The sequence below is a fragment of the Lysobacter claricitrinus genome (assembly GCF_045866565.1).
GTDB lineage: Bacteria > Pseudomonadota > Gammaproteobacteria > Xanthomonadales > Xanthomonadaceae > Cognatilysobacter > Cognatilysobacter claricitrinus.
The window spans coordinates 640,908-653,756 of the sequence record NZ_BAAFZV010000001.1 but is presented as its reverse complement, the minus strand read 5'-3'; the positions used below and the strand labels follow the sequence as shown (position 1 = coordinate 653,756).

Here is a 12,849-nt window from a genome sequence, read left to right as displayed (position 1 = left end):
CGGAGCCCGCATGCGCATCGCCCGCCGCATTCGCTCGTCCATGGTGTTCGCGGCGTTGCTGCCGTCGGCTGCCGGCGCCGCGCCGGTCACCGTCGACAAGGGCGATACCGCATGGATGCTGGTGTCGACGCTGCTCGTCGTGCTGATGATCGTGCCCGGGCTCGCGCTGTTCTACGGCGGGCTGGTGCGGGCGAAGAACATCCTGTCGGTGCTCGTGCAGGTACTCGTTGTCGCGGCGATGGCGCTCGTGCTGTGGGTCGCGTACGGCTATTCGCTGGCATTCGACGGCGGCGGCGCGGTGGTCGGCGGCCTCGGCAAGGCGTTTCTACGCGGTGTCGGACCGATGTCGGCGGTGCCGACCTTCACTGCGGGCGTTGCCATCCCGGAATTCGCATACGTCGCCTTCCAGGGCGCGTTCGCAGCCATCAGCTGCGCGCTGGTGGTCGGCGCGATCGCGGAACGTGCACGGCTGCGCGCCGTCCTGCTGTTCACCGTGCTCTGGTTCACGTTCGCCTACCTCCCGCTGGCCCACATGGTGTGGGCGTCGAACGGTTGGCTGTTCACGCACGGCGCGCTGGATTTCGCCGGCGGTACGGTGGTGCACATCAATGCGGGCATCGCAGGCCTCGTGGCGGCGCGCAGGCTCGGGCCGCGCGTCGGCTTCGGGCGCGAGCGCCTTTCGCCGCATTCGTTACCGCTGACGCTCGCCGGCGCATCGTTGTTGTGGGTCGGCTGGTTCGGCTTCAACGCGGGCTCGGCGCTGGAAGCCAACGGCACCGCCGCGCTCGCATTCCTCAACACGCTGGTCGCCGGTGCGGCCGGCGTACTCGCATGGAGCGCGATCGAGGCGGCGCGCCGCGGTTACGCGTCGATGCTGGGCGGTGCTTCCGGCCTGGTCGCGGGACTGGTCGCGGTGACGCCCGCCTGCGGCACGGTCGGCGTCGGTGGCGCTCTCGTCATCGGCGCATGTGGCGGGCTTGCGGGGTTCTGGGGCGTCGGTGCGCTCAAGCATCGCCTGCGCACCGATGACACGCTCGACGTGTTCGGCATCCATGGCGTGTGCGGCATCGTCGGCGCACTGCTGACCGGTGTGTTGAGCCTGCCTCGATTCGGCGGAACGCTCGGCGCCGACATCCCGTGGTTGCGTCAATTCGGCGTGCAGGCCGTTGGCGTCGCGATGACGCTGGCGCTTTCGGGCGTCGTCGCATGGCTGTCGCTTGCGATCGTTGCGCGCGTCGTCGGTCTGCGCGTGGACATCGATTCCGAACGCGAAGGCCTCGACATCACGTCGCACGGCGAGTCCGCCTACGCGCCGTGACGCTTTCGCCGGCGTCCGACCTACGCCTACGCGCGACGTACCGGCTCGACCGCCGCGGAGACTTCAAAAACGCGCAGCGGCCTTCGGGCGCGGTGTCGCGTCCGCGCGACTCAGCCCGACGTGCCTTCGAACTCGACGACGCGATACGGCATGCCGTTGTCGGTGCGCTTGGCGACGTACATGGCTTCGTCCGCCTCGCGCATGAGGCGCGCACCGTCGAGGCGGCCATCGCGTTGCACAGCGATGCCGATGCTGCCCGACATCGACAGGCGCAGCGGGCCGATCTCGAACGGCGGCTGCATCGCCACCGCGATCGATCGTGCGACGCGTTCGGCCGAATCGGCGACGTCGTGCGGCGACTGCAGCAGCACGACGAATTCGTCGCCGGACAGCCGCGCCGCCACGTCGCGCTCACCCGCGCAGCGGCGCAGCCGGTCGGCGACCTCGCGCAGCACCGCATCGCCGACCTCGTGGCCGTAGCTGTCGTTGACCGACTTGAAGCCGTCGAGGTCGAGGAACATCACCGCGGTGCCGAGTGATTCGCGCGTTGCACGTTGCGACGCGTCGTCGAGCGCGCGCGTCCACGCCGCGCGGTTGGGCAGGCCGGTGAGCTCGTCGCTGAGCGCGCGGTGTTCCAGTACCTGCGCGAGGCGCTTGTGCGCGCTCACGTCGTGCGCGGCGACGAAGAAACCGCGCGTGCCGTCGACGGATGAAACCGCGTCAGGGATGTAGGTGACAGTCGCGTGGACCTCGCCGCCCGCTGCATCCACGCGGACGCGGTCGAAGCTGACCTGTTCGCCGGCGAGAACGCGTTCGATATACGGCGCGACGATGCGCATGTCGTCTGCCAGCAGGTCGCGCATGTGCAGGCCGGCGATGTCGGCGCCGCTGCGTCCGAACCAGTCGCCGTAGGCGCCATTAGCAAAGCGGAAGCGAAGGTCGGGGCCGACGTACGCGATCATCGCGGGCACGTTGTCGGTGATCGTGCGCAGGCGCGATTCGCTCTCGCGCAGCTGCTGTTCGGCCGCCACGCGCTCGGAGATATCGTGCAGGAACGCGGTGAACATGCGGCGCCGGCCCAGGCGTACCTGCGAGATGGTGAATTCGACCGGGAACTCGTGGCCGTTGCGATGCCGCGCGGGAAGCTGCACGCGCTTGTCGAGCACGCGCGACTCGCCGCCGGCGAGGAAACGCGCCATGCCGCTGTCGTGCGCATGGCGATACCCCGGCGGCACGATCAACTCGCCCAGGGAGCGACCGATGACTTCGCTGCGACGCCAGCCGAACACCGCTTCCGCGGCGCGATTCCATTCGGCGATGCGGCCGTCGTCCTCGCAGGCGATGAACGCATCGTGGGAGTTCTCCAGGATGGTGCGGATGCGCAGCTCGCTCTCGCGCAACGCGCTTTCGACCTCGCGGCGTTGTTCCACCTCGACCGCCAGCGTGCGGTTCGCGCTTTCCAGTTCGCGCGTGCGTTCGACCACGCGCATTTCGAGGTCGTCGCGCGCGCCGCGGATCGCCTGCTCGGCTTCCACCGTCGCGCGGATGTCTTCGATGATCGAGATGAAGTGGAGCGGGCGCCCCGCGTCGTCGCGGCGCAGCGAGACGGTGAGGTGCGCCCACAGCACGTCGCCGTTTCGATGCAGGTAGCGCTTGCGCATCTCGTAGCGCTCGATGCGGCCGTCCAGCAGTTTCTCCACGAGCGCGAGGTCGCCGTCGAGATCGTCCGGATGGGTGATCTGCTGGAACGACAGCGCGACCAGCGCGTCGACCGGATGCCCGAGGAACTCGCAGAGCGTGCGGTTCACCCGCAGCCAGCGGCCGTCGAGGCCGACATGCGCGATGCCGACCGGCGCCTGCTCGAACGTCGCGCGGAACAGCGCCTCGCGCTCGGTGGCTTCCGCTTCGGCCTGCACGCGCGCGGTGACGTCCTGTGCGAACGCGAGCATCGACAGCAGGTGCCCGGCGTCGTCGAACACCGCCGACATGAACCATTCGCAGTGCACCACGCGGCCATCGCGCGTGTAGTTGCGGTAGTGGATGACCTGGCTCGGCGCTTCGCCGGTGACCAGCGAGAGCATCGCGGTGGCCACGCCGTCCGCGTCGTCCTCGTGGATGAAATGCCACTGGTCGGGACGGTCGCCGATCACTTCTTCCTCGGCCCAGCCGAACAGCGCTTCCGCGCGAGACGACCAGCGACGCACGCGCAGGCGCGCGTCGAACTCGACGACGGCCAGCGGCGTGTTGTTGACGTGCACGTCGAGGCGTTGCTCGGCCTCCTCGAGGCGCTGGCGGCGACGCTGCATCTCCGCTTCGAAGATGATCATCGCCTGCTGCTGTTCGGTGACGTCGCGCGCGATCGCGTAGGTGCGGCCGTCGTCGCCGACGCGGGAATGCCATTCCAGCCAGCGATGCCCGCCCGACTTCACCCGGTAGCGATTGCGGAACCGCGGCGTCGGATTGCCGGCATACGTGCGTTCGGCTTCGGCGAGGGTGCGTTCGCGATCGTCCGGGTGTACGAAGTCGATGTACGGCTGCGCGCGCATGTCCTCGCTCGACCAGCCGAGTGCAACCTGCCATGCGCGGTTGACGCGGACGATGGTGCCGGCCTGCGTCGCGATGGCGAGCGGGTCGGGGCAGAGGTCGAAGAAGGCGTCGCGTTCGGCGCGCGCGCGGCGCTGCTCGGTGACGTCGTGCACCAGCGCGGCGAGGTAGGCGGGTGCGCCGTTCGCATCGGGAATCGCCGAGGCCGCGAGCCGCAGCCAGCTGTGGCTGCCGTCGAGCCGTGGTACGCGCACGTCGAGGTCGAATGCGCGCGCGCCGTCGGCGACCACCGACTCGATCTCCCGCATCAGCGCGACCGCGTCCTCCGGTTCGCAGGCGCCCATGACCGACCGGCCTTCGAGGCGTCCGCGCGGGCGGCCGAGCAGGTCGCAGGCGGCGTCGTTCATCGCCAGCCAGCGGCCATCGAGGCCGATCAGCGCGAGCCCACCCGCGGCGTCATGGAAAGCGCCTTCGTAGGACCAGAGGGGTTGGGCGTTGGGCATGGCTGGCGGTTCCGGGCGGCGGCCCTGTGAACCGGTTCATGCAATCACCATGCCGCTTGCGCACCGCTGACGGGAACGCGATCACATCGCTGGCTTGCCTGTATCCGCGAAACGAGCGCGCGCGATGGCGCTGATTAACGCCGCCGATACGGCGAATCGTGTGAACGGTACGTCGACACGAGCGCCTCTATTCTCGTCACACCCCGCCCATGGGGATGGGCGCCCTCGAGATTCAAAGTGACCGAAGCCACCGCGCGGCGTTCCCGTTCCGCCGCCAAGACCGCGCCCCGCACCCCCACGTTCGACGACCCCCTGCAGGCGCTTCTAGCCGCGATGTCGGCGGTCGGCGAAGGCAATTTCGACGTCCGCCTGCCCGGCCACTGGGACGGCATCGAGGGCCGCCTCGCCGCGGCGTTCAACGAGATCGTCGGCCAGAACCGCCTGCTCGCCGACGAGCTTTCGCGCGTGGGCCAGACCGTCGGCCGCAGCGGCCAGACCCGCCAGCGCGTCGCGCCGGCGTCGCGTCGCGGCCAGTGGGCGCAGATGGAGCGCTCGGTCAACGAGCTGATCGACGACCTTGTTCGCCCGGTCGAAACGATCACCGAGGCCATCGCCGGCGTGTCGAAGGGCGACCTGACGCGCTTCGTGCCGCTCGAGGCCGGCGGCCGTCCGCTGGAGGGCGAGTTCCTGCGCTCGGCGACGATCGTCAACCGGATGATCGAGCAGATGGGCGAGTTCTCGTCCGAGGTCACGCGCGTGGCGCTGGAGGTCGGCACCGCCGGCCTGCTCGGCGGCCAGGCGCAGGTCAAGGGCGTGTCGGGCGTCTGGAAGGACCTGACCGACTCGGTCAACCAGATGGCGTCGAACCTCACCGCGCAGGTGCGAAACATCGCCGAGGTGACGATCGCCGTGGCGAACGGCGACCTCTCGCGCAAGATCACGGTCGACGTGCGCGGCGAAATCCTGCAGCTGAAGGAAGCCATCAACACGATGGTCGACCAGCTGCGCGGCTTCGCATCGGAAGTGACGCGCGTGGCGCGCGAGGTCGGTACGGAAGGCAAGCTCGGCGGCCAGGCGATCGTGCCGGGCGTCGCCGGTACGTGGAAGGACCTGACCGACTCGGTCAACGCGATGGCGTCGAACCTGACCAGTCAGGTGCGAAACATCGCGGAAGTGACCACCGCGGTCGCGAAGGGGGACCTCTCGCGCAAGATCACGGTCGACGTGCGCGGCGAAATCCGCGAACTGAAAGACACCATCAACACGATGGTCGACCAGCTCAACGGCTTCGCGGCGGAAGTCACGCGCGTGGCGCGCGAAGTCGGTACCGAAGGCAAGCTCGGCGGCCAGGCCGACGTGCCGGGCGTCGCCGGTACGTGGAAGGATTTGACCGACAACGTGAACCTGATGGCGTCGAACCTGACGCTGCAGGTGCGCAACATCGCCGACGTGACCACCGCGGTGGCGAAGGGCGATCTCAGCCGCAAGATCACCGTGGACGTGCGCGGCGAGATCCTGCAGCTGAAGGAAACCATCAACACGATGGTCGATCAGCTCAACGGCTTCGCGGCGGAAGTGACGCGCGTGGCGCGCGAAGTCGGTACCGAAGGACGACTCGGCGGCCAGGCGGTCGTGCCGGGCGTCGCGGGTACCTGGGGCGATCTCACCGAGTCGGTGAACGCGATGGCGTCCAACCTGACGTCGCAGGTGCGAAACATCGCGGAGGTGACCACGGCCGTGGCGCGAGGTGACCTGTCGCGCAAGATCACGGTCGACGTGCGCGGCGAAATCCGTGAGCTGAAAGACACCATCAACACGATGGTCGACCAGCTCAACGGCTTCGCGGCGGAAGTCACGCGCGTGGCACGAGAGGTCGGCACCGAAGGCCGCCTGGGCGGCCAGGCGCAGGTGCCGGGCGTCGCGGGCACGTGGAAGGATTTGACCGACTCGGTCAACTCGATGGCGTCCAACCTCACCGCGCAGGTGCGAAACATCGCCGAGGTGACCACCGCGGTGGCGCGAGGCGACCTGTCGCGCAAGATCGCGGTCGACGTGAAGGGCGAGATCCTCGAGCTCAAGGTCACCATCAACACGATGGTCGACCAGCTCAATGGCTTCGCGGCCGAAGTCACGCGCGTGGCGCGCGAGGTCGGTGCGGAAGGCAAGCTCGGCGGCCAAGCGCAGGTGCCGGGCGTCGCGGGTACGTGGAAGGACCTCACCGACAACGTCAACTCTATGGCGTCCAACCTCACCACGCAGGTGCGAAACATCGCCGAAGTGGCGACCGCGGTGGCGCGAGGCGACCTCTCCAAGAAGATCGCCGTCGACGCGCAGGGCGAGATCCTGCAGCTGAAGAACACGCTCAACGTGATGGTGGACCAGCTCAACGGCTTCGCCGCGGAAGTGACGCGCGTGGCGCGCGAGGTCGGTACCGAAGGCAAGCTCGGTGGCCAGGCATCCGTGCCGGGCGTCGCGGGTACGTGGAAGGACCTTACCGACAACGTCAACTGGATGGCGGCCAACCTCACCACGCAGGTGCGCGGCATCGCGAAGGTGGTGACCGCGGTCGCGAACGGCGACCTGCGCCAGAAGCTGACGGTCGAAGCGAAGGGCGAAATTGCCGAGCTCGCCGACACCATCAACTCGATGACCGACACGCTCGCGATCTTCGCCGACCAGGTGTCGACGGTGGCGCGCGAAGTCGGTATCGAAGGACGACTGGGCGGCCAGGCGAACGTGCCGGGTACGGCCGGCGTGTGGAAGGACCTCACCGCCAACGTCAACCAGCTCGCCGACAACCTCACCACGCAGGTGCGCGCGATCGCGGAAGTGGCGACGGCGGTGACGCAGAACGACCTCACGCGTTCGGTGACCGTCGATGCGCGCGGCGAAGTCGCCGACCTGCGCGACAACATCAACGTGATGATTTCGACGTTGCGCGCGACCACCGAGTCGAACCGCGAGCAGGACTGGCTGAAGACCAACCTCGCGCAGTTCCACGCGATGATGCAGGGCCAGCGCGACCTCGCGACGCTCGGCAGCCAGCTGCTCGGCGAACTCGCGCCGCTGGTGGATGCGCAGCAGGGCCTGATCTACGTGGTCGAAGCCGATGAAGACGGCAACGACCGCCAGCTGCGCCAGCTCGCCGGTTATGCCGACGCGCCGATGCAGGCGATCAACCACACGTTGCGCGTCGGCGATGGCCTGATCGGGCAGTGCGCCGCGGAAGGCCGCACGATCCTGGTGCGCGACATCCCCGGTGAACTGATGCAGATCCGGTCGGGCCTGCTCAGTGCATCGCCGCGCAACGTGATCGTGCTGCCGGTGCTGTTCGAGGACGAGGTCAAGGCGGTCATCGAACTCGCGTCGGTGCACGATTTCAACGACGTGCACCGCACGTTCCTCGAGCAGCTCAGCCGCTCGATCGGCACCGTGCTCAACACCATCGAAGCGAACATGCGTACCGAGCACCTGCTGCAGCAGTCGCAGCAGCTGGCGGCGGAACTGCAGTCGCAGCAGAAGGAGCTGCAGCAGACCAACGAGGAGATCGCACTCAAGGCCGCGCTGCTCGCCGAGCAGAAGGCCGAGGTCGAGACCAAGAACAACCAGATCGAACAGGCGCGCCGCGCGCTGGAAGACAAGGCCGCCGAGCTGGCGCTCACCTCGCGCTACAAGTCCGAGTTCCTCGCGAACATGTCGCACGAGTTGCGCACGCCGCTGAACTCGATCCTGATCCTCGGCCAGCAGCTGGCCGAGAACCCGGAAAGCAACCTCAGCGGCCGGCAGGTCGAATTCGCGAAGACCATCCACGCGGCGGGCACCGATCTGCTGCACCTGATCTCGGACATCCTCGATCTGTCGAAGATCGAGTCCGGCACGGTCACGATCGAGACGGAAGACATCAACTTCTCGCACCTGCGCGAGAACATGGAGCGTGGTTTCCGCCACGAAGCGGAACGTCGCGGCCTCGACTTCTCGGTCGACTTCGCGTCGGAGCTCGGCCGCTCGCTCACCACCGACCCCAAGCGCCTGCAGCAGATCCTCAAGAACCTGCTGTCCAACGCGATGAAGTTCACCGAGGTCGGCAGCGTGCGCATGGCCGCGCGTCGCGCACACAGCGGCTGGTCGCCCGGGCATGCGGTGCTCGATTCGACGCCGATCGTGGTCGCGTTCGACGTCACCGACACCGGCATCGGCATTTCCGCCGACAAGCAGCGCATCGTGTTCGAAGCGTTCCAGCAGGCCGACGCGGGTACGTCGCGCAAGTACGGTGGTACCGGCCTCGGTCTTGCGATCTCGCGTGAAATCGCCGGCCTGCTCGGTGGCGAACTCACGCTGTCCAGCCAGCCGGGCAAGGGTTCGACGTTCACCCTGTACCTGCCGCTGCGCTACGCGCAGTCGGACGCGGAAGCCGCCACTGCCGCGCGTGCCGCGCGTCCCGCGATCACGTTGCCTGCCAGCATCGCGCCGCCGGAACTCGAGCCGGCGTCGCCGGTGCCGGAAAGCATCGAGGACGACCGCGAGCATCTCGATCCCGAATGGCCGACGTTGCTGGTCGTCGAGGACGACCCGCGCTACGCCGCGGTGATGCGCGACCTCGCACGTTCGCGTGGCTTCAACGTGCTGGTCACCAATCGCGGCGCGGAAGCGCTGCGCCTGGTGCGCGAGTACTCGCCGAGCGCGGTGTCGCTCGACATCTTCCTGCCCGACATGCTCGGCTGGACGGTGCTCGCGCGACTCAAGCAGGACGCATCCACGCGCCACATCCCGGTGCAGATCGTCACGGTCGAGGAAGATCGCCACCACTCGCTGGAACGCGGCGCCTTCAGCTACGTGGCCAAGCCGTCGAGTCCCGACCTGATCGGCGCGGCGCTCGAACGCATGCGCGATTTCGCCAAGCCGCGCGTCAAGAAGCTTCTGGTGGTGGAGGACGACGCCGGCGAGCGCATGTCGATCGAGGAACTGATCCGCCACGACGACATCGAGATCATCAGCGTCGGTACCGGCGAGGATGCGATCGCGGCGCTGCAGTCCGGCGGCATCGAATGCATCGTGCTCGACCTGCGCCTGCCGGACATGAGCGGCTTCGACCTGCTCGACCGCCTGCACCAGGACGACGCGCTGCGCGAGATCCCCGTGGTCGTGTTCACCGGCAAGGATCTCTCGCGCACCGAGGACGCGCGCCTCAAGCGCGTCGCCAAGAGCGTGGTGATCAAGGGCGTGGAGTCGCCGGAGCGCTTGCTCGACGAGACTTCGCTGCTGCTGCACCGGGTGATCGCCAACCTGCCCGAGCACAAGCAGAAGATGGTGCGCCGCCTCACCGAGTCCGACGAGGTGCTGCAGAACAAGCGCGTGCTGGTCGTCGACGACGACATGCGCAACATCTTCGCGCTGTCGATCGTGCTCGAACGCCACGGCATGGAAGTGCTCACCGCGAACAACGGGCGCGAGGCGGTCGAAAAGGTCACCAGCGATCGCGACATCGACATCGTGCTGATGGACATCATGATGCCGGGCATGGACGGCTATGACACCATGCGCGCGATCCGCAGCGACCCTGAAGCGCGTGCCATCCCGATCGTCGCGCTCACCGCCAAGGCGATGAAGGGCGACCGCGAGAAATGCCTCGAGGCCGGCGCGTCCGACTACCTCGCCAAGCCCGTCGTCACCGATCAGTTGTTGGGAGTACTTCGTCAGTGGCTGCATCGTTGACTGCCGCGAACAACGGCGCGCAGTCGCCGGCGACATCGCCCGCGACGATCCTGCTGGTCGACGACCAGCCGGGACGCCTGCTGTCGTATCGCGCCATCCTGGAGCCGCTCGGCGAAAACCTGATCGAAGCGCGTTCGGGCGAGGAAGCGCTCGGCATGCTGATGGAGAACGAGTGCGCGTTGATCCTCCTCGACGTCAACATGCCGGGCATGGACGGCTTCGAGACGGCGAGCCTGATCCACCAGCATCCGCGCTACGAAAAGACGCCGATCATCTTCGTCACCGCGGTCAACGTGTCCGACCTCGATCGCCTGCGCGGCTACAAGCTCGGCGCGGTCGACTACGTCATGGTGCCGGTGATCCCGGAGATCATGCGCAGCAAGGTCAGCGTGCTGGTCGAGCTGTATCGCAAGCGTCGCGAGCTGCAGAGCGCGAACGAAAGCCTGGCGCGCGCGAACGAGGACCTGCGCGTCGAGAAGGCGCGTGAGCTCGAAGCGCTCAACGAATCGCTGCGCACCGCCAACGTCGCGCTCGCGCAGCGCAACATCGAACTGCAGGCGCAGATCGCCGAACGCGAACGCGCGCAGGCGCGGCTTCTGGAGCACGACCGTCGCAAGGACCAGTTCCTCGCCACGCTCGCGCATGAGTTGCGCAACCCGCTGGCATCGCTGGCCAATGCGGTGAACGTGATGAAGCTCGGCGGCAAGGCCGGGGCGTCGCTGCACGAGGCGATGGACCGCCAGCTCGGCCTGCTGGTGCGCCTGATCGACGACCTGCTCGACGTGGCGCGCATCAGCCAGGACAAGCTCGTGCTGCGCAGCGCCACGACCACCATCGATGCGGTGCTGCACGCCGCGGTCGAAAGCATCGCGCCGGTACTGCAGGCGACGGGCCACAGCCTCGAGCTGCACGTGCCGCCGGTGGAAGTCGCATTGGACGCCGATCCCGCGCGCCTGTCGCAGGTGTTCGCCAACCTGATCAGCAACGCCGCGAAGTATTCCGACGCGACGCAGCCGATCCTCGTCGACTGCGAGCGCGATGGCGACGACGTGCTCGTGCATGTCAGCGACGGCGGCATCGGCCTCGCGCCGGACCAGGTCGACGCGATCTTCGAGCCGTTCGCGCAGGTCGACACCTCGATCGAACGCGCGCGCGGCGGGCTCGGCATCGGTTTGACGCTGGTGCGCCGCCTGGTGGAGATGCACGACGGCACGGTCACCGCCACCAGCGAAGGGCTTGGCCGCGGCAGCCGGTTCACCGTGCGCCTGCCGATCGGCCGCGGCGCCGCCGCGCCCGATACGCGGCTCGATCCGTTACCGTACGTGCAAGCGCGTCGCGTGCTCGTCATCGACGACAACTGCGACTCCGCCGACACCCTGGCGATGATGCTCGACATGCTCGGCCACGCCACGCAGCGCATCTACGATCCGCACGCCGCCGAGCAGGCGGTGATGTCGTTCGAACCCGACGTCGTATTCCTGGACATCGGCATGCCCGGCATCAGCGGCTACGATGTCGCACGCCGTCTGCGGGCCTCGCCGCGAGGCGCGACGGTGACGCTGGTGGCGGTGACGGGCTGGGGACAGCCCGAGGATCGGCAACGCACCGCGGAGGCCGGCTTCGACCACCACCTGGTCAAGCCGCCTGAAATCGAGGCCATATGCCGAATCCTCGGCGCATCACCGGCCCGCGAAGCGAAGGTTCCATGAGCGATCGTCCCCTGTTCGAACGCCTGGTCCACGACCTCAAGGGCCCGCTGTCCCCGCTGCAGACCGCCGCGTACCTCCTGCGCCGCCCCGAGCTTCCGGCCGAGCGGCGCGTCGAACTGGCGGAGACCATCGAGCGCCAGTCGCGACGCATGGCCGGGATGATCGAGGAGCTGGGCGACTGGGTGCGTTCGCAGGAAAACCGCCTGGTGCAGCGCATGCGCCCGGTCGACGTGCAGATGCTGCTCGACCTCGCGGTCGGCGCGGTCGCCGGGTGCACCACGGCGGGCGACGTCGCGCCGGAACTCGCCGACCGTCATGTGCTCGGCGACGAATCACGCCTGCAGCAGGCGTTGAGCAGCCTGCTCGCGTTCGCGCAGTGGCGTTCGCCGATCGCACCCGGTCTGCACGCGTGGCGCGACGGCGGCCAGGCGTTGATCGAAGTCAGCGACGCCGGCGAAACGCCGGACGACGCGACGTTGCTGCTCACCGATCCGCTGCCGGAACCGAACGATCTCGGGCTCGGCCTGCGGCTGGTCATCGCCGAGGCGATCGTGCGCGCGCACGGCGGCACGCTGACCGCGCATTCGCTGGCGCCCGGCCTCGCGTTCCGCATCGCGCTTCCGCTGGTGGAGTGAGGGCGCGACATGCCATCGCCGCGTTCGCATTGCTGGCATCGGCCTGCACGATGACGCGCTCGCATCCCGGCCCGACGGCTGACGACCCCGTCGCCGTCGTCCAGCGCCAGCTCGACGCCTACAACGCGCACGACCTCGACGCCTTCATGGCGAACTACGCCGTCGACGCCAAGGTCTGGCGCATGCCCGGCAGTGCGCCCGCGCTCGATGGCGCCGACGCGATACGCGTGTTCTACCGCGACTCGCGCTTCAACATCCCGACGCTGCATGCCGACCTCGTCGCGCGCACGTCGCTCGGCAACAAGGTGGTCGACCACGAACGGATGAGCGGGCTCGCCGCCACGCCGACCGAGGCGCTGGCCGTCTACGAGGTCGTCGACGGCCGCATCGCCACCGTCTGGCTGTTCAAGCCCTAGCGCGACGCCGAT

At 68.3% G+C, this 12,849-nt stretch carries 6 protein-coding genes; 5 read left to right on the top strand and 1 reads right to left on the bottom strand.

Features of this window, described 5'->3' with window-relative positions; translation table 11 throughout:
- The first annotated feature begins 10 nt into the window (after window positions 1-10).
- Window positions 11-1,318 carry an ammonium transporter gene (locus ACKTTN_RS02775; protein WP_407908346.1) on the top strand — a complete coding sequence of 436 codons (1,308 nt, stop codon included), beginning with the start codon at window positions 11-13 and terminating at the stop codon, window positions 1,316-1,318.
- 110 nt (window positions 1,319-1,428) lie between these two features.
- Here ACKTTN_RS02775 and ACKTTN_RS02770 read toward each other — a convergent pair whose 3' ends face one another.
- Window positions 1,429-4,365: a bifunctional diguanylate cyclase/phosphodiesterase gene (locus tag ACKTTN_RS02770; protein WP_407908345.1), complete on the bottom strand. Its 2,937-nt coding sequence runs from the start codon at window positions 4,363-4,365 to the stop codon at window positions 1,429-1,431.
- Window positions 4,366-4,602: 237 nt separating this feature from the next.
- On the opposite strand from ACKTTN_RS02770, the gene ACKTTN_RS02765 reads away from it, so the two are divergent.
- From ACKTTN_RS02765 to ACKTTN_RS02750, 4 genes are read left to right on the top strand one after another with little or no spacing between them, the layout of a single operon-like run.
- Window positions 4,603-10,077, top strand: a complete 5,475-nt coding sequence (locus ACKTTN_RS02765) for a HAMP domain-containing protein (protein ID WP_407908344.1) — start codon at window positions 4,603-4,605, stop codon at window positions 10,075-10,077.
- On the top strand, window positions 10,062-11,786 hold the full coding sequence (locus ACKTTN_RS02760) for a response regulator (protein ID WP_407908343.1): 1,725 nt from the start codon (window positions 10,062-10,064) through the stop codon (window positions 11,784-11,786). The genes ACKTTN_RS02765 and ACKTTN_RS02760 overlap by 16 nt, the downstream gene beginning before the upstream one ends.
- The gene (locus ACKTTN_RS02755) at window positions 11,783-12,421 is read left to right on the top strand and encodes a sensor histidine kinase (RefSeq protein WP_407908342.1); all 639 of its coding nucleotides are present in this window, start codon (window positions 11,783-11,785) and stop codon (window positions 12,419-12,421) included. Before ACKTTN_RS02760 ends, ACKTTN_RS02755 begins: the two co-directional genes overlap by 4 nt.
- A gap of 50 nt (window positions 12,422-12,471) precedes the next feature.
- Complete coding sequence (locus ACKTTN_RS02750; RefSeq protein WP_407908341.1) at window positions 12,472-12,837, top strand: nuclear transport factor 2 family protein; 366 nt, start codon at window positions 12,472-12,474, stop codon at window positions 12,835-12,837.
- Window positions 12,838-12,849 lie beyond the last annotated feature (12 nt).

What these genes read in the sequence shown, in the direction of transcription:
- ACKTTN_RS02755 (WP_407908342.1), top strand. Translation starts at nt 11,783, where the DNA reads ATGAGCGATCGTCCCCTGTTCGAACGCCTGGTCCACGACCTCAAGGGC.
- ACKTTN_RS02775 (WP_407908346.1), top strand. Translation starts at nt 11, where the DNA reads ATGCGCATCGCCCGCCGCATTCGCTCGTCCATGGTGTTCGCGGCGTTG.
- ACKTTN_RS02770 (WP_407908345.1), bottom strand. Translation starts at nt 4,365, where the DNA reads ATGCCCAACGCCCAACCCCTCTGGTCCTACGAAGGCGCTTTCCATGAC.
- ACKTTN_RS02750 (WP_407908341.1), top strand. Translation starts at nt 12,472, where the DNA reads ATGACGCGCTCGCATCCCGGCCCGACGGCTGACGACCCCGTCGCCGTC.